15 protein-coding genes and 1 pseudogene are annotated in these 18137 nt (G+C 62.1%); 3 read left to right on the top strand and 13 right to left on the bottom strand.

Annotation, left to right across the window (positions count from 1 at the left end):
- Window positions 1-242: 242 nt before the first annotated feature.
- From M3I53_RS34155 to M3I53_RS34110, 10 genes and pseudogenes are all read right to left on the bottom strand, one after another.
- Window positions 243-815 (bottom strand): annotated as a pseudogene (locus tag M3I53_RS34155) (amidohydrolase family protein); the annotation flags it as partial.
- A 17-nt stretch (window positions 816-832) separates the two neighbouring features.
- Window positions 833-1633: a 2-keto-4-pentenoate hydratase gene (locus tag M3I53_RS34150; RefSeq protein ID WP_254320198.1), complete on the bottom strand. Its 801-nt coding sequence runs from the start codon at window positions 1631-1633 to the stop codon at window positions 833-835.
- Entirely contained in the window at window positions 1630-2673 is a 1044-nt protein-coding gene (gene dmpG / locus M3I53_RS34145) for a 4-hydroxy-2-oxovalerate aldolase (RefSeq protein ID WP_254320197.1), read from the bottom strand. The genes M3I53_RS34150 and dmpG overlap by 4 nt, the downstream gene beginning before the upstream one ends.
- 13 nt (window positions 2674-2686) lie before the next feature.
- Complete coding sequence (locus M3I53_RS34140; RefSeq protein WP_254320196.1) at window positions 2687-3628, bottom strand: acetaldehyde dehydrogenase (acetylating); 942 nt, start codon at window positions 3626-3628, stop codon at window positions 2687-2689.
- A complete protein-coding gene (locus tag M3I53_RS34135) occupies window positions 3625-4446 on the bottom strand; it encodes a 2-keto-4-pentenoate hydratase (RefSeq protein ID WP_254320195.1) in 822 nt (273 codons plus the stop codon). The genes M3I53_RS34140 and M3I53_RS34135 overlap by 4 nt, the downstream gene beginning before the upstream one ends.
- The gene (locus tag M3I53_RS34130; protein WP_254320194.1) at window positions 4446-5933 is read right to left on the bottom strand and encodes a 2-hydroxymuconic semialdehyde dehydrogenase; all 1488 of its coding nucleotides are present in this window, start codon (window positions 5931-5933) and stop codon (window positions 4446-4448) included. The genes M3I53_RS34135 and M3I53_RS34130 overlap by 1 nt, the downstream gene beginning before the upstream one ends.
- 113 nt (window positions 5934-6046) lie before the next feature.
- Window positions 6047-7009: a LysR family transcriptional regulator gene (locus tag M3I53_RS34125; protein WP_254320193.1), complete on the bottom strand. Its 963-nt coding sequence runs from the start codon at window positions 7007-7009 to the stop codon at window positions 6047-6049.
- A gap of 364 nt (window positions 7010-7373) precedes the next feature.
- Complete coding sequence (locus M3I53_RS34120; RefSeq protein ID WP_254320192.1) at window positions 7374-7901, bottom strand: 3-hydroxyanthranilate 3,4-dioxygenase; 528 nt, start codon at window positions 7899-7901, stop codon at window positions 7374-7376.
- Between the two features lie 41 nt (window positions 7902-7942).
- Window positions 7943-8383, bottom strand: a complete 441-nt coding sequence (locus M3I53_RS34115) for a RidA family protein (protein WP_254320191.1) — start codon at window positions 8381-8383, stop codon at window positions 7943-7945.
- Window positions 8384-8680: 297 nt separating this feature from the next.
- Window positions 8681-10036, bottom strand: a complete 1356-nt coding sequence (locus tag M3I53_RS34110; protein ID WP_254320200.1) for an MFS transporter — start codon at window positions 10034-10036, stop codon at window positions 8681-8683.
- Window positions 10037-10236: 200 nt separating this feature from the next.
- Here M3I53_RS34110 and M3I53_RS34105 point away from each other — a divergent pair, with 200 nt between their 5' ends.
- Window positions 10237-11133: a LysR family transcriptional regulator gene (locus M3I53_RS34105; protein WP_302057955.1), complete on the top strand. Its 897-nt coding sequence runs from the start codon at window positions 10237-10239 to the stop codon at window positions 11131-11133.
- A gap of 452 nt (window positions 11134-11585) precedes the next feature.
- Here M3I53_RS34105 and M3I53_RS34100 read toward each other — a convergent pair whose 3' ends face one another.
- A complete protein-coding gene (locus tag M3I53_RS34100) occupies window positions 11586-12821 on the bottom strand; it encodes a YbfB/YjiJ family MFS transporter (protein WP_254320189.1) in 1236 nt (411 codons plus the stop codon).
- Window positions 12822-13013: 192 nt separating this feature from the next.
- The gene (locus M3I53_RS34095) at window positions 13014-13901 is read right to left on the bottom strand and encodes a LysR family transcriptional regulator (protein WP_254320188.1); all 888 of its coding nucleotides are present in this window, start codon (window positions 13899-13901) and stop codon (window positions 13014-13016) included.
- Between the two features lie 770 nt (window positions 13902-14671).
- Here M3I53_RS34095 and M3I53_RS34090 point away from each other — a divergent pair.
- Together M3I53_RS34090 and M3I53_RS34085 are read left to right on the top strand one after the other, a co-directional pair.
- Complete coding sequence (locus tag M3I53_RS34090) at window positions 14672-16060, top strand: MFS transporter (protein ID WP_254320187.1); 1389 nt, start codon at window positions 14672-14674, stop codon at window positions 16058-16060.
- Between the two features lie 83 nt (window positions 16061-16143).
- Window positions 16144-17280 carry a porin gene (locus tag M3I53_RS34085; protein WP_254320186.1) on the top strand — a complete coding sequence of 379 codons (1137 nt, stop codon included), beginning with the start codon at window positions 16144-16146 and terminating at the stop codon, window positions 17278-17280.
- Window positions 17281-17337: 57 nt separating this feature from the next.
- On the opposite strand, the gene M3I53_RS34080 is transcribed toward M3I53_RS34085, so the two are convergent.
- Window positions 17338-18036, bottom strand: a complete 699-nt coding sequence (locus tag M3I53_RS34080; protein WP_254320185.1) for a Crp/Fnr family transcriptional regulator — start codon at window positions 18034-18036, stop codon at window positions 17338-17340.
- Between the last annotated feature and the right edge of the window lie 101 nt (window positions 18037-18137).

Below are 18137 nucleotides of genomic sequence, written 5' to 3'. Positions count from 1 at the left end.
CCTGAAGGCGGCGTAGCCCGGCATACGAGTAACCCGCGGAGATGCTAGGCAACGGATCTCATCCGACTTGCGTCAGTAGATAGCGGCAGGCTCATCGGACGGACCACTGTAATGCGGTACCCAACCCGCGGATATCAGCGTGATTCACCGTCGAGATTTACTGCTACGCCGCCCTCAGGAAATTCAGATTGCGTGCAACTCAAACAGGCAAAAACGATCCCGATTGACACGCGGAGTCATATCAGCATCCAGCGCTTCATGCGGCCGTCGGTCATCATGTCCCACGGATGCACGAGCACCGGAATGCCTTCGTTCGCGCAGTGCGTGAGAAACTGGACGAGGCCCTCGTCATCGAGGTCCTTCGGCCCGACGTGATTGCCGATCTGAACGCCGCGGTGCCCGGCAGCAAACGCCCTCGACGCCTCCGCGCAGGCCAGCTCGATGTCCTGCAGCGGCACCTGCGCGAGCGTCATCAGCCGGTTCGGCGCGGTTGCGCACAATTCGAGCGCATAGTCGTTCAAGCGCTGCGCCCACTCCAGCGCCGCCGTCGCGGGGTAGCCGTAGCCAAACAGCACAGGCGTGGCGCACATCAGCTGCATGTCGATGCCAAGCGCATCCATCTCCTCAACGCGCCTTGCGGTATCCCACAACGGTCGGTTGACCGGCCGAAACGGCTGGTCACCGCTCATGATCATGCCGCTCTCCCCGTCGGCATCGATCGCAAGCCACGGCGCGTGCTGCGCGTCGAGGCGTGCCGCCGCCTCCCGCGAAATCTTCGGAAAGAAGTGCGCATGCATGTCAATTCGCAATGTCATGGTGTTGGGCTCCTGCGTTAGTCGTTCCGCGTTGTCTCGTTCACGTGGCCGCCTTCGTGTTGCGTCGTGAATTCCGCTTGTCCGATTCCGCTCACCACACACTGCACGTGCAACCCGCGTCTCAGGGCCTGCGCGGCGGTCGCCGCACCGGCCATGATCAGCGAGCCGGCCGGCAGCACCACTTCCGCTTCGCTCGTGACGCGAGAAGCCTGCACAATCGAGCGCAGCGGATCTCCAAGAATTGCGGCGGTCGAGCCGACCTGCACGTCGCGGCCGTCGAAGCGCATGAGCACGCCCGCGTTGCGCAGCACATCGAACCGGTTCGACCATGCACCAACCACAAGCCCGGCGCTTGAGCAGTTGTCGGCGATTACGTCTTCGAGCGTGAAGCGGAATGCCTGGTAGCGCGAATCGATAATCTCCATCGCAGGCGCAACGGCCTCAAGATGGCCAAGGGCCTCGAGCGCCGTCAGCGGGCGGTCGATGTCGCGCTTCGTCAGGAAGCACACCTCGGGTTCCACGCGCGGATGAATGAAGCGCGCGAGGTCGACCGGCGCGCCCTCCTCTTCAAGCATCGCATCGGTCAGCCAGCCCCAGATCAGGCTGTCGACGCCCATCTGGATCATCTTCGCACGGCTCGTGAAGCCAAGCTTGATGCCGATCGTCCGCTCACCGCGCGCCTCGCGAAGAGCGATCGAAGCGCGCTGAATCCGGTAGGCGTCCTCAACCTGGAATGCCTCGCTCGTGCCCATCTGTTCGATCGCGCTCGCATAACGCGCCGCGTCGTCGACGCGTCGTGCCGCCTGTTCGATGTTCATCGGGCCTCCTCGGTGGCTGGTTGCCCCTGCTTCAGAAGATCGAGCGCTACGTCGATGATCATGTCCTCCTGGCCACCGACCATCCGGCGGCTTCCGAGTTCGACCATGATGTCGAAGGCGGAGAGCCCGTACTTCGCGGCGGCCGCCTCTGTGTGGCGCAGAAAGCTCGAGTAGACACCCGCGTATCCGAGCGCGAGCGTCTCGCGGTCCACACGCACGGGCCGCTCCTGCAGCGGTCGCACGATATCTTCGGCTGCGTCGATCAGCTTTTTCACGTCGCAGCCGTGGTTCATCTTCATCCGGTCCACGGCCGCGATGAAGACCTCGAGCGGGGCGTTGCCCGCGCCAGCGCCCATTCCGGTCAGCGATGCGTCAACGCGGTCACAGCCTTCCTCCAGTGCGACGATCGAGTTCGCGACACCGAGCGACAGATTGTGATGCGCGTGGATACCGGTCTGCGTTTCGGGTTTCAGCACGGCCTTCAGCGCGCGAACGCGCTCGATCACGTCGCGCATGTTGAGCGCGCCGCCCGAGTCCACGACATAGATACAGGTCGCCCCATAGCTCTCCATTTTCTTCGCTTCAAGAGCGAGGTCCCCGGGCGTGGTCATGTGGCTCATCATCAGAAAGCCGACCGTATCCATGCCGAGTTCGCGCGCGTACTCGATGTGCTGCTTTGAGATGTCAGCCTCAGTGCAATGCGTCGCAACGCGGACGATGCGGGCGCCGGCGTCGTAGGCCGCGCGCAGGTCGTGCAGGGTGCCGATGCCGGGCAACAGCAACGTCGCGACTTTCGCGCGCTCGACGGTCGCTGCCACGGCGGCGATCCATTCGAGGTCCGTGTGTGCGCCGAACCCATAGTTGAAGCTCGATCCGGCGAGCCCGTCGCCGTGCGCAACTTCGATGCTGTCAACGCCCGCGTCGTCGAGCGCGCGCGCGATCGCGACGGCTTGCTCGAGCGAATACTGGTGGCGCACAGCGTGCATGCCGTCGCGCAGCGTCACGTCGGAGACGTAGATTTTCCGTTCAGTGGGATTCATCGTATTCCTCGCTTCACGCTGCGAGCCGGCTGGCCGCAAGCTGCTCGGCCGCCCGCATCGCGGCCGAAGTCATGATGTCCAGATTGCCCGCGTAGGACGGCAGATAGTGCGCGGCGCCCTCAACTTCCAGGAACACGCTGACTTTCAGGCCTTGCGCGGGCCGGTCGCCGCCGGGGGCGAACTGCGCAGGGAACGCGATGCGGTCGAACTGCACCGCCTGCTTGAGGCGGTAGCCGGGCACGTAGGCCGCGACATCGCGCACCATCGCTTCAACCGACGCTTCGATGCGGCCACGGTCGGCCGCATCGTCGACCAGGCAGTAGACGGTGTCGCGCATCATCAGCGGCGGCTCGGCCGGGTTCAGCACGATGATCGCTTTGCCGATCGCCGCGCCGCCGACGCTTTCGATCGCGCGCGAGGTCGTCTCGGTAAACTCGTCGATGTTCGCGCGCGTGCCGGGACCTGCCGAGCGGCTCGAGATCGAGGCAACGATCTCCGCGTAATGGACGGGCGTCACCTTCGAGACGGCCCGCACGACTGGAATCGTTGCCTGCCCGCCGCAGGTCACCATGTTGAGGTTGGGCGCGTCGAGATGCTCGCTCAGGTTCACGACGGGCACCACGAACGGGCCAATGGCCGCCGGCGTCAGGTCGATCACGGTCACGCCGTGCGCGCCGAGCAGTTCCGCATGGCGCCGGTGCGCGCCTGCCGAGGTCGCATCGAACACGATGGCCACGTCGCGGAATTCGGGCATGGCGAGAAGACCATCGATGCCTTCGGCCGTCGTCGCCACGCCGAGCCGCGCCGCGCGCGCAAGGCCTTCGGACGCCGCGTCGATGCCGACCATCACGCCCATCTTCAGATGCTTTCCATGCCGCAGCAGCTTGATCATGAGATCTGTGCCGATATTGCCCGAACCGATCACGGCGACGCAGAGTGGATAGTTGTCTTTCATGATGTCGATCCCGCTTGATTGGAGAACAGAGCCCGGACACTGCCGAGGCCTTGAATGCGCGCCTCGAACACATCGCCGCGGGCGACCGGGGCCATCGGACCGAGTGCGCCCGTGAGCACGATGTCACCGGCGCAAAGCGGCGCGCCGACGCGGACCATCGTGTCCGCGAGCCAGATCCCCGCGATGAGCGGATTGCCGAGGCAGGCCGCCCCCGCGCCGACGCTGACCGGGTCGCCGTTGCGCTCCATGACCATCCCGCAGCCGACGATATCGAATGCGTCGAGCTTCACGGGCCGGCTGCCGAGCACGAAGAGCCCGCTCGACGCGTTGTCGGCGACGGTGTCGGAAAGACGGATGTCCCAGTTCGCGATGCGGCTGCCGACCACTTCGATCGCCGGGAGCGCATAGGCGGTTGCGCCGAGGATGTCGGCGATCGTGTGCCGCTCGTGCAGCAGGTCGCGCTCGAGAACGAGCGCGACCTCCGCCTCGGCCTTCGGCTGCTGCGTGTGGGCGAAGGGAATCTCCTCGCCGTCGCCGTAAGCCATGTGGTCGAACAGCATGCCGAAGTCGGGCTGATCGACACCGAGCTGCGCCTGCACGGCCTTCGACGTGAGCCCGATCTTGCGCCCGACAAGCCGCGCGCCGGACGCTATCTGCCGCTTCATGTTGAGGCTCTGCACGCGGTATGCGTTTTCGAGCGCGTTGCCGTCGATCGCTGCGATCGCGTCCCGCACGGGCGGCACCGGCGCGAACGGTTGCTGCTGAGCATTCCAGAGCGCATCGGCGATCGCCTGCAGGGTCTGTACCTGAGTCGCCATCACGCCACCTTTACGCAAACGTTGGTCAACTCTGAGTAGAAGTCCATCGAATGGCGCCCCCCTTCGCGCCCGAAGCCCGAGAGCTTCGCGCCGCCGAACGGGGTGCGCAGGTCGCGCACGAACCATGCGTTGACCCAGACGATGCCCGTTTCGATCTGTGGTGCGACGCGATGCGCGCGTGAGAGGTTCGTCGTCCACACACTTGCTGCGAGACCGTACGCACTGCCGTTGACGCGACCGATCACCTCGTCCTCAGAATCGAACGGCGCGATATGGCAGACCGGCCCGAAGATCTCTTCGGTCACGCAGCGTGCGTCATCGGGCAGCCCCGTCCAGATCGTCGGCTCAACGAACGCGCCGCTGTCGCACGCGTCGCCGAAGCGCGGAACGCCGCCACCTGTGACCACGGTCGCGCCTTCCTCGACCGCGAGCCGATAGTAGCCAAGCACCTTCTCGCGATGTCCCTGCGAGATCAGCGGGCCAGTCGTCGTGCCAGCCGCATACGGCGAGCCGACCTTGAGCGTCTCGGCTTTCGCCTTCAACGCGGCAACGAAGCGCTCGAAGATCGGCCGCTCGACGTACACGCGCTCCGAGCACAGGCACACCTGCCCTGCATTCGTGAAGCTCGAGCGCAGCAGGCCATCTACGGCTGCGTCGAAATCGGCGTCCGCGAAAACGACAGCCGCGTTCTTGCCGCCGAGTTCGAACGAGACGTTCTTCACGCCGTCAGCGACGGCCTTCATGATCGCGCTGCCCGTCTTCGACTCGCCCGTGAACGTGATCGCGTCGATGCCGGGATGGCGCGTAAGCCACTCGCCGGCTGCGTTCGCGCCGTGGCCGTGGATCAGGTTGAAAACACCGGCTGGCAGACCGATGTCACGCATCACTTCGGCCAGCAGCGTCGCCGAGGTCGGCGTCTCTTCCGAAGGCTTCGCGACGACGCAATTGCCCATTGCGAGTGCGGGCGCCACCTTCCATGTGAACAGCAGGAGCGGCAGATTCCACGGCGAAATCACACCGACGACGCCGAGCGGCTTGCGCGTCACGTAGTTGAGCATTTCGCCGTCGGCCGTCGACGTTTCGAAGAACTCGCCATGCGCGGTCTTCACGAGGTCGGCAAAGGTCCGAAAATTGGCGATCCCGCGCGCGATGTCGAGGCTGCGAGCCTGCGCGATCGGGCGGCCCGTGTCGGCCACTTCGGCCGCCACGAAGTCGTCGAAGCGCGCCTGAATCCCGTCGGCTATCCGATGCAGCCAGTCCGCGCGCTGCGGGGCGCTCAGCTTGCGCCAAGGCCCCTGCTGCGCGCGTCGCGCGGCCTTGACCGCGGCATCGACCGTGGCGGCATCGGCCTCGGCCACACGCGACAGCTCGCGGCCGTCGATCGGGCTCAGGTTGGCAAAGGTTTCGGCCGCGTCGACGAATTGACCGTCGATGAAATTGCGCAGCCGCGTCGGCAAGGCCACCTGCGGGCGGGCATCGGTATTCATGGGCACTCCTGCTAGCTGAATGGTGTACAGCCAGTGTAGTAATGCCCCCGAACGCTGAACAATCAAACATTGCACTGCAGATATAAGCGGCTGGAATACCCGTGCAGCCATACTCAACCCGGTGCCGACGCCTCCGACACCTCGCGCAGGCAGGCCACAAAGGTTTCGCACACGGGGCTCAGCGCCTTGTTTGTGCGCACCGAATAGCCGATGGTGCCGAACGAACCGCTCTCGGGAATGTCGAGAATCCGCAGCAAGCCGACGCGCATGAACTGCGTGGCCGCAACGCGGGGCATCACGGCCACGCGCGGCGCCTCTAACAGAAGGCCCAGATTGGTCAGCACCGACAATGATTCGATCAGATCGGCGGGCAGCGAGAGGCCCGCCTGCCGGAACATCCGTTCGACCGATTGGCGCAGCGGCGACTCTAAAGTGGGCAAGATCCACGGTACGTTCGCAAGATCGCGCAGCGAGGCGACGGGCGCGCGGGCGAGCTCGTGCCCGCTGCCGACCACGACAGCGAGCGAATCGTCGAACAGGGGGTGATGGGTCAACGCATGCGCGTCGGAGATCGGCAGGTCGACCTCGGGCAGCCGCCCGACGACGATGTCGAGTTCGCCCGTGGCGAGCGCCGGAAAAAGCTGCGCGGTCGGACCTTCGCGCACAGTGACGAGGACGTCCGGCGCGCGGGACTTCAAACGCGTGATCGCCATCGGCAGCAGATGCGCGGACGCCGAGATGAGTGTGCCGACGACGACATGCCCCGCCGTGCCAAAGCGGAAATGATCGAGCTCGTCGGTCATGTGGCGAAACTCGGCCAGAAGCGACTTGACGCGCCGCCCGACGACGCGCCCCAGATCCGTCGGCACAACGCCGCGGTTCGAGCGCGCGAACAAGGCGCCGTCCAGCGACGACTCCAGCTCCTGGATGACCTTCGTCACCGCCGGCTGAGTCAGGCCAAGGTCGTTAGCGGCGCGCAGGATCGATCCGGTCTCCAGCACCCGGTCGAAGATGAGCAGCTGGCTGAGCTTCAGATTGCGGCTAAGTCCGATCTGGCTGAGAGGATACCGATGCATGTTGAGACTGCCGATCGTAGGGAACGGTAAGTTTCGATCTTAGCAGCGGTACTCCCCGGACGCACTGCGTGGCGCGCCGCCGAGCCTGCGGGACGTGCCAGCTTCGCATCGCGCGCGGCGGGTACAGCCGTCATTCGCGCGCCACGCCGACCTCGGGCAGGTAGCTCGGCAGAGGCAACCTCGCGCGAGTCGTGAGGCAGTAGTTGGGGCCGCCCAGCCGGCCGTAGGGTGCGAAGATGTCCACTCGCCGCGTCGTCCGGCCCGGCGCACGAGCGATTACTCATCGATGCATCGGCTGGGACCACCGCGTGAAGAAGCAGACAGAAAGCCGGGACGACGCCCAGGCCTGGAAGCGACTGCAGTGTCAAGCGGCGTCGCGGCCCGGATGAAGCGTGCCGCAATGCGGGCACGTGCGCTTTTCTTCAGACTGATAGAAACCGGCAAAAAGCGGTGGCAAATCGTCGACGATACTGTTCAGCTGCACCTCGATTCGGTGCACGAGATGGTCACAGTTCGGGCAGTACCACTCGAATGCGTCGAACAGACCCTGCGGCCGGTGCCGCTCAATCACGAGACAGGCGCTGCCCGTCTCCGCCCTTTGCGGCGAATGGCGCACATGAGGTGGCAGCAGGAACACGTCACCCTCGCGCAGATCGACGCGCTCCCGCTTGCCGTCGATCATCAGATTCAGGTATGCGTTGCCCGCAATCTGATAGAAAAACTCCTCAAGCGGATCGTCATGGAAGTCGGTCCGATGATTCGGACCACCGACGACTGTAACGATCAGATCGCTGTCCTCCCAGATCTGCTGGTTGCCGACCGGCGGCTTCAGCAGATCCGCGTGCTCCTCGATCCAGCGCGCGAAGCTGAACGGCTTGCCATATTTCAGCATGGATGTCCCCTCCTCTTGGCTTTGTACGTTGCCATGGATGGCTATGCGTTGCCTTCGCCCGCACGCGGCGCATAGGCGATCGCCTTGATCTCGATAGCCAGCAGAGGATGGGGAAGCTGATGCACGGCCACCGTCGTGCGCGTCGGACCGGTCTCGTCGAAGTACTCGCCATAAACTTCGTTGTAACCGCCGAAGTCGTTCATATTGACGAGAAACGCCGTCACCTCGACCAGGTTTGAGAGGTCTGCGCCCTCGGCACGCAGGATATCCCGGATGTTTTCGATTACTGCGCGCGTCTGTTCACGAATATCGACATTCGCCGTACCAAAACCGTCCGCTTCGGCACCGACAAACGTGTTGTTCGGCCGCCTCGAGCTGGTCCCCGACACAAAAAGAAAATCGCCTGCGCGAACCACGTGGGGGAAACGTCCGCGCGGGGTGGCCTTACCCGCCACCAAGCGAGATTGAGCTGTCTGATCCATTAACTTGCCCCATCATTACTATTACGAAAGCGGCGGCGCCTGGAAGACCAATCGCTGCCTGATGACCCCAGTTTAGGTAGTGGGTCGTCGGCACGGTAATCAAACATCGCTGCGTCTATATTCCGCTTTGGAATACCGGCTCGGCCCAACCAACTCGGCAGTTTGTGCAGTACAGGACGATTACCCCGCGTCGGGTTCGGGAATCAGTTACTCGTACCGGTGAGCCGATTGCCGCCATCCTGGCACACGCGTTCCTCAACGGACTACCGCCTGTAGGGGCGAGAGGGTTGAAAACAATCAGCCCCCGAAGCTCCCCGTCTGCTTCGAATTTGCCCGCAAACGCAATCCGCTCGCGATGGCAGCTATGCCCGCAAACATGGCACCGCCTGCCAGTGCGAACGTGGGCCCGTGTCCGCGGTGCGCACCCAGACACAGTGCGACCAGGGCAGCACCCGCGGCTTGCCCGATCAGACGAGCGGTTGCGACCACCCCGCTTGCTCCGCCGCTGCGCGGCTGCGGCGCACTTGCCATCAGCGCTTTGATATTCGGTGACTGAAAGAAGCCGAATCCCACGCCGCAGATCGCCATCCGAGCCGCGATGGCATACACGGAGGGCTGCGCGGGCAAGAGCACGAGGGACACGAACCCGGCGCACAGACAAACCATCCCGATTGCGCCCAGCAATCCCGGTGGGTAGCGGTCGGACATCCGCCCGGCAAAGGGCGCTACAAGCGCAACGACGACAGGCCACGGCGTAATCAGGAAACCCGTCTCGATCTGGCTGCAATGCAGCACGTTTTCGAAATAGAACGGTAGCGAGACGAATGCCAGGCCCTGCGCGGCGAATGCACAAACGGCGGTCACTGCCGACAGTGCGAACACCGGTCGCTTGAGAAGGTCCACGGGCAACATCGGCGCGAAACGCCCTGCCTCGCGTCGAATCTGCCAAGCGCAGAACAGGACTGCAACGGCCAGCGCGCCGAGCATGCGGATAGCAGGCGCGCGTTGGCCCCCTTCGCCGAGTGCGAAAATCAGCGACGCAAAGGTGACGACATTTAACAAGGCGGCAACCGGATCGAATGGGTGCACGCCTTTGGCCGTCTGTGGCAGTGCGGACAACGCGAAGACCAGCGCAATGAGGCCCAACGGCACGTTGATCATGAAGAGCCACGGCCATGACGCCGAAGACAGGATCACCGACGCCGTGGTGGGCCCGACGGCAACAGCCACGCCCACGACGAGCGCATTGACCCCAACGCCACGTCCGAGCTTGCCTGGGGGATAGAGCGCGCTGACGAGCGCAATGCTGACGCTGGTGATAGCGCTTGCGCCCAGCCCTTGCAGCAACCGCGCGGTGGCGAGCAGCGGCAACGTCGGTGCCGTTGCACAAGCCAGCGATGCGGCCGTGAATACCATGAGGCCGCCAATGTAGACACGCCGGTGGCCGATGGCGTCGCCCAGGGCAGCGCACGGCAGGATTGTCGCGACCATCGCGAGCTGATAGGCGTTGACGACCCAGACCGACTCGGATGGCGTCGAGTGGAGACCGGTGGCGATAGCAGGCAGCGCCGTGTTCGCTATGGCGGTATCGAGCGTTGCCAGTGCAACGGCCAGCATGACAGCGACCATCGCCAGGCGGTTACCCGGTGCCATTTGCGCGTCGATACCACGTGTGCCGGCGCTGGAAACGTTAGACACGATACCCTCCTTGATTCGATCCGAACGAGATGCCTTCATTATTCGGCGCGCGGTGCAGAAAGCGCGGCGCCGTTTGATTCCCGCGAGGAATACCGGCACCGCGGGCGGCGTTTTTCGGCTAGAGTCAGGCTGGGGCAACTGGTGGCAGGCATAGAATGAGAATCGAAGACCTACGCGTGTTCTCCCTGCTCGCACAAACGCGCAATCTGCATCGGGTCGCACAGAAGACAGGGCTCACGCAATCCGCTGTGTCAAAGATTCTGCAGCGGCTCGAAGCCGAGTTCGACACGCGCCTGGTCGACCGCAAGGGTCGAGGCATTGAGCTGACCGCCGCGGGACGCGTGCTGGTCGAGCGGGCAGCCGACATAGGCACGTCGGTCGCACAAACCTATGCGGAAATGGCAGCGGCGAAGTCGGCGTCCGCGGGTACGATTCGAATGGGTGTCGTGCCCGCGCTGCTGGAATCCGCGCTGCTGCCCACTGTCGCCCGCTATTCAATGCGTGAAAGCGCGGTCTCGTTCCGGGTTTCCGTCCAGGTTTCAGCACTGCTGTTCGATGAACTAAAGGATGGGCAACTGGATCTGGCGCTCTGCTTCATGCCGGATGGGGAAACGGACGACGAACTTCAGTCCGACGAGGTCAGTAGCCAGCGCTATCGGGTCGTCGCGCGACAAGGCCATCCGCTTGCACGCGCGCCTGCCGATCCAGGCATGCTGCAAGCGGCAAAATGGCTCCTGCCCCAGCCCGGTCACGGACTGCGCAGGATCGTTGACCGCTACTTCCAGGATCATGATCTGGCGCCCCCACGGGCAGTGGTCGAAACGGACGCATCGATTTCGCTGATGACAGCGTTGCTGCGTAACAGCGATCTCATCACGATGCTGACCGAGCAGATGCTTCAAACCTATGTGGGGCGCGACCTCGTGGCGTTGCCCTACGAAACAGCACTATTCGAAAGCAGGATCAGACTTTTCTATAGACGAAGAACGTACATGTCGCCTGCTGTGCAACAGTTTCGCTCGACGCTGCATGAAGCGTTGAGGGGCCTTTGAATCCGGCACTCAGTCGCCAGGCGGGAAACGGAAGGGCTTGCGGCTCGGGCGAGCTAGCAGCCGTGACGAAGGAAATCCAGCTCAGACCACGATCGTCTCTTGAGCAGAGCGCGACGCTGCCTCAAACGACGCCTTGAGACTCGACTGCCAGACGCCTGGCTGACTGCATCGTGAAGGGTAAGCATGCTGCCATGCTCCATCGAACGTCGATTCGGCTTGCTGCGTTGCCGCGCGTAGATCAAATGCCTTCGACGACTTTCCGCCACGTATCTTTTGTACATTCCTTGTGAACCTTTTCCTCAAGACCTCACGCCAAACGTAAGCCCTCAGCAATATCGATGCAGGCGGACACAAGCTGAGAGTTTCTACTGTCGGTAAAATCACCGTAAAAAGATAGGACTGCGATCCGTTTCCGCCATTTCGGGCGGCGACGCGACGCGTGCGCGGTGCTCTTAAAGGGTAGTGGTCGTTGAATAGACGCCCTTGCCCAGAATTCGCGGTCCCGCCGCGATAAGAATCGCGATAACGAGCGGGGCAGAAGAAAGCAGGAACAGTAGCCGATGGTTGCCACCACTGATGCTGAAGATTGCGGAGAATGCATATGCGGCAATGGCTTGGCACGCGGCAAAGGCGGTAGTTGCGAGACTCCAGGCACTATTCTGGCTCGGTCCATGTTGGGGAATGATTTCGTGGATACGCGTCAGCGTCAGTGGCACGATTCCTGTCGGGAAGCTGCCAACGACGAGGGTCACCGCGCCCAGCGCCACCAGGTTGTGGAACGTCGCGAGGCCCAGCACAGCAAACAACTGAAGAGTCAAGACTCCCGCGGCGGCTCGCTGTCCATCGAGACGGTCGGCGAGGAATCCATAGGCGGGCGGCCCAATTAGAGCGCCGACACCATAGAGAATCCAGAAAGCGGCGCCAATTTGCGCTCCTGCCATCAGACCACGTGCTACGAAATCAACCAGAAAAATCATCGCCGGGACGAGTGCTATCGCCATCAGCGCGTACTGTACGTACAGTAGCTTCACCGACGACTTTGCCGGCGATACTCGCCCAACCGACGACGGAAGACCTGCCGGCTCGCTTACGCCATGTGCCGGCCAGGCGAACCAGCTGGCGCAAGTTAGCAGCAGTGCAACCATGGCAAGCCCAATCCACGCTTCTCGTAGCCCCCACGCAAGAAATAGGGGCACGATAGTGCCGGAGGCCACCACGCCTATCCCCAATCCCACAAAGATAGCACCACTAGCGCGCCCTTTGCGAGACGGTGGAACATGGGGAAGTATTGTCCCGGCGAGCAAGACCATTATGGTTCCACCTGCAACGCCAGAAACCAGGCGCCACGCGAAGAACCAATGTACGGAGACAGGAAAGGCGCATGCGAGGAAGGAGGCAGACACGGCCAGCATCATCAGTCGCAGCAGACTGACGCGCGAGATCCATCGCGTCAGGGTGGGCCCCATGACGGCGCCGATCAGGTATCCGGCCAGATTGGCAGCACCGAGAAACAAGACGTCGCTTGCGCCAAACCAGTGCGCCTCGATAAGAAAGGGGATCAATGGCGTATAGGCGAACCTGGCGAGCCCAATGCTGACGAGGCTTGCGCATAGGCCAGCGAAAATGTATCGACCCACTGCCATCGTGTCTGCTGGGGGAGTTCCGGAATTTGCGAGGATTTGCTTCATGGATTCGAAAAGTAAAGTTGCCAAAGCTAATAAGCTCTGGCTACGAATGCATGAACAGTAATTGGTCGCTCATCCCGCATCTAGGGATGTCCAGGAATAGCTTCTGTGCCTGGCAGGCAAAGGCTGCGTGGAGGTCGAATGCCACTACGCCAACCAGCATGGAAGGCGGCGCATGGAGGTTGCAAACTTCGGCTACTGGGGAGAGGGTTGCTGCCAGGGAGAGGGGCGGAGAATCGATTCAAAGTAGTCCAAGAATACCTTGATCCGGGGGCTCAGATGTGTCCGTTTCTCGTAGACGGCCCAGACGGGCGTTTCCATAGGATCTTGCAGTGCCTCAGGCAGAGAAACCAATCGGCCCAGTTCAAGGTCGTGGCTAACATGAAATTCCGCCAAGCGGGCAATTCCCGCGCCGGCGCGCGCAAGGGCCAGAACCATTTCGCCCTGATTGGACGCAGACCCACAGGTTGCTTCAATGCCCTTTGCAACAGGCCACTCCCGCCACTGCGCCGGACCGGAGAGGTTCAGGCATTGGTGTTCGGCAAGTTCCCCCGCAGTGCGGGGAAGGCCATGTGCGGCGAGATAGGCCGGTGCCGCGCATACAATCCAGCGTGTGGAACCCATCTGACGGGCAACAAGAGCAGATGACTCGAGGGTCCCCAGTGCGAAAGCGATATCAGCGCCGTCGTCCAGGGTTGCGAGTCTCTCATTGGTCAATAAAAACTCCAGGCGCAGTTTTGGAAACCGCCGCTGAAAGTCCGGTACGTAGGGCGCGAGTTGACAGACTGCGAAAGTCGGTATGGAGCGAATGCGTAGCGTTCCTGAAGGCTCCGCGGAAACAATGGACTCGGCTTCACGCGCGGCTTCAACAACGTTGCGGGCGGCACCGAGAAAGATTGCCCCCTCAGCGGTCAGCTTGGACGCGCGTGAATTGCGGCTCAGCAACTGCACATTCAAAGAGCGTTCCAGTCGCGTGATTGCTTTGCTTACCGCGGATGGCGTTATTGCGAGATTCCTTGACGCTGCGGAGAAATCACCATCTTCCGCCACGCGAATAAAAATCTTGATGTCTCTTAATTCCACTTCTCCGCCTGCTAGATGGTTCGTCTGGACAGGCGCCATTATGGCGCAAGAAGGGATACGCCGCCCGTATCGATTACTTTGAGCCGCAGTTTTCAGAAATATGCTTACGCAACCGATATCCTAAAGAGACGTTTTCCCATCAAATCGTATCGACAAGATAAGTATTCGAAACGGCTTCCGGTTCGGGACATGCTTGCTGCGAGTGCAGATACTGCAACATCGGCGTCGAAATTGAGATTCAGCCCCCCGCCAACCTCGCTTCCCCTTTGGGGTTTTCCGAGAAAGCTAAAGGATGCAACAAGCGAAAAGTTGCCCTTTATATTTAGGTTAAACAAGCATGGTAACCCGATTCGATCGCTGACAGTCACCCTCATCCCGATCCCAATTCCACGTGTTAATCAGGACTTGACCGGGTGAGCAGAACATAGTGCTCTGCACGCTCGGATTGCACGAGCTCTGGCCCGCGTCACCGAGCAAATGCCACGTTTGTATGCGACAGGTTGCAGACGACCGGCGAACTTCGCGCCAGGCCGGGACGTTGCGCTCTTCCATTCGCGCATACCAGCTTTGACGGCCTGAACGCGCTGCCGTCGCCGCGTTTCGTTTCTACCCCGAGTTATCCCCAGGATTGCAACGAACTTAACTTTTGCAAAGTCTCTGTTTGTTTACCATCGCCACGTCGATCAGGAACGGCGCGGCGATGACTCCGTCGAGCGCCTCACGGATCGCGCACAAGCGCGTTCCGAACAATGGCACGCGGAGACGACGCAATGACAAGACCTTCGGAAGCTGATGCGGGCGCCCTGCGCGCGTTCTGCAATAGCGCTGTAACGCATGATGTCTGCACGGCAGCGCTCTGGAATGCTGATACGGATGCGACCTGGCGGCGAATCACGCTGCGGCTAATGCCGCTGCTGTTCCTCTCCTTCGTATTCAACTATATCGACCGCATCAACATCGGCTACGCACAACTGCAAATGAAGCCGCAGTTGGGCTTCACCGACGCGGCGTATGGCATCGGCGCGAGCATGTTTTACGTCGGCTATCTCCTCTTCGAGATTCCGAGCAATCTCGCGATGCAGAGAATCGGCGCCCGTAAGACGCTCTTGAGAATCATGTTTCTTTGGGGGATGACATCGGCTTCGACCATGTTCATCAGGACTCCGTTTGAATTCTATGTGGTGCGCTTTCTGCTTGGTGTGTTCGAAGCGGGGTTCTTTCCGGGCGTCATGCTTTACCTGACATTCTGGTATCCGCCTGAGCGACGCGCCAGGATCGTCGCGATGCTCATGTCCGCCGGCGTCGTGGCCGGAATCCTGGCCGGTCCGCTGTCGGGAGCGATTATCCAGCATCTCGATGGACTTGGCGGCCTTAGCGGATGGCAGTGGATGTATGTACTGCAGGGTTTGCCTTGCTGCCTGCTGGGGATCCTCGCCTATGTACATCTGAGTGATCGCCCTGAACAGGCGAAGTGGCTGGGTAAAGAGGAGCGCGAGCTGATTGCCTCACAAGTCGGGCAAGCACGCCAGCCATTTCATACGCCTGTGCATGGCGCGCTACAGGCAGCTTGGCGACTTCCCTCGCTCCTGATCCTTGCCTACCTGTATTTCGCGCTCTGCTACGGCACCTACACGATGAGCTTCTGGCTGCCCGCGATGATTCAAAGGTGGAAGGCTTCGAGTATTCAGGTAATAGGTTTCTATTCTGTCATTCCCTATTCGTTCGGGATGCTTGCCATGTTTTGGCTAGCGGGCCGCTCAGATGCGCGCGGCGGACACCGGAAGAACCTTGCCGTCTGTTTTGGCGTGGCGGCGCTCGGACTTGCCGCCACGAACTGCACCTCATGCAGCTTCTGGATGTCGATGGCGCTCGTGACGACCGGGATGGCGGGACTCATTGCAGCATTTCCGCTTTTCTGGGCGCTGGCTACGAGCATGCTGCCGAAAGAAGCCGCGCCAGTCGGGATCGCCACCATCACGACCGTATCGGGGCTCGCGGGCGCACTGTGCCCGTCTGCGATGGGTCTGATCAAAACGCTGACCGGGAGCACGGCTATCGGCTTGTATCTCGTCGCGGTCCTGCTCGTCTGCGCGAGCGTTCTCACGTGGCGGCAGCGCGCGCTCTCGGTTCTGCCCTCGCCAAGCCATGTCCCGCAGTGATAGGTAGGCCGCCAGAAGTCAGATTCGCAAAGAGAAAAACTCGCCGCGCTGCCAAGGCGTGGCAAACAACCCAAGGGAGACACATGCAATTGACGGCAAAGGCACTATGCGGCGCGACGTTACTGCTCACGGTCGGAAGCGCGGCGGCGCAGTCGAGCGTGACGATGTACGGCGTGCTCGATACATTCGTGCAATACCTGAATAACGGCGGCGCGGCTTCGTATTCGCAAAGAAGCGGAGGAGCGACGGGTTCGCTTTTCGGGCTACGGGGGAAAGAGGATCTCGGCGCAGGAACCGAGGCGAGGTTTGACATTGAAACGGGCTACAACCTCAACAACGGAACCCTGTTCGCCGACACGACGAAGCTGTTCTATCGTCAGGCCTGGGTCGGACTGTTCGACGAGAAATACGGATCGCTCGCGTTTGGACGGCAGTACCAGCCCACTTTCCTCGTGGCCTATAACGCCGATCCGTTTGCGCTGAACGAGGTCCTGTCGCCGCTTTCCGCCGCCGTGCTGGCCGTGGACCGCAACACGCTCGCGACCCAGTCCATCACCGGGCGCACCAGCAATGCCATGCAGTACCAGTCGCCGAATATGGGCGGTGTGCGGCTCTACGCGATGTACGCGTTCAGCACGACAGTCACGCAACCCGTGCCGGCCACGACGGGGAACGTGCTCGACGTGGCGGCAACCTACACCGGATACGGGCTCTACGCGGGCTTTGCCTATCAGGCCCAGCGCCCGGGAACGGAAACGATCACGGTGGGCCCGTTCACTTCGATGAATCTGGTCGCAAGCGAACACTACACCGGCGCCCTCGCCTACCGGATCGGCATCGCGAATATTCAGCTCGTGTATACGTACGCGCGTCCGAAGGACCCGCAAGGGGGCTCTGCAGCGGCGCTCGTCGGGGCGGCACATTCCGTGAGCATTGCCGGTGTCGGCGCAACGATCCAGGCAACTTCGGTGGACGTCGTCGAGATCGAGGGCTTCGAGCGCAACGTGCGCGGCGCGCACGACAACACGCCCGGCGTCCAGATCGGTTACGACCACTTTCTGTCAAAACGGACCAGCCTGTATCTGCGGGCGGGCTACATGAAGAACAATGGCAGCGCCGCGACGAGCTGGCCTGGCATCCGGGTCGTCACTTCCACCGGCGCGGCAGATTTTGGGGCGTCCCAGACGCTCGTTGCCGTGGGTGCCACGCATCGCTTCTGATGGGCCTCCTGCGCGCCGGGCGCACCGCGGCGCCGTTGCGGCCGGGGTTGTCGCGAGCTAGTCGTCAAATGACCTGAGGATATCCATGGAGACGATTTCCACATGCGCGTAGCGCAGCGCAATCGCCCCCTGCGCGGCCATCTCCTTGAGTTCGAGCGCGAGCGTTTGACGTGAGATGCCAAGCATCATCGCCAGCGTGTCCTGCGAGACGGGGATGTCCGCCCGGTTTTCCGGCGCCAGCGTAGCGTCGCCACGCGCGAGGCGCATGAGACGACGCGCTATCCTCGTGCGGGTGGAATGCAGCGTCGCGTCCTCGATCATCTGATAGAGAAGGCTCGTGTGTTGGCAGACCAGCGTGGCGATTGCCTTTGCGAACACGGCGCGTTCCATCGACGCGTTAAACGCTTCAAGCGGAAACCTCAGAACTTGCGCGGGTTCGAGCGCAAGAATGTCGTGAGCATATGGCCAGCCGGTAACGGCGGACATTTGCGCGAACCAGTTGCCCGCTTCCAGGATCGCGAGAATCGCTTCCTTGCCGTCGCTGCGCACATTCGATGCTTTCAGACGCCCGTCGACGACGCCGTAAAAGCCGTCTGGCGCGTCGCCGCGCCGAAACAGCGGCTCGCACATGTCGATCCGGATCAGCGTGCTGTTGACGACCAGGTTCTGTTGTTCCGCGAGGGGCAGCGAGGCAAACCACCCGTTGCGGGACAACTTCTCAACGAGGGAAGCGCTGAATTCCATAGTGGGACGCATCGAAAGCTGGCTGAAAAGCCTTGAAATGCCTGAGATCTTACAGACCGGCGAACATCCGCGATCGTAGCATGTGATCGAGCCGCCTGGTTAGGCGGCCCGAC

Source organism: Paraburkholderia sp. CNPSo 3272 (genome assembly GCF_024206495.1).
Classification (GTDB): Bacteria; Pseudomonadota; Gammaproteobacteria; order Burkholderiales; family Burkholderiaceae; genus Paraburkholderia.
The sequence above is the reverse complement of the archived record's forward strand: the minus strand, read 5'-3'. Positions and strand labels throughout refer to the sequence as shown.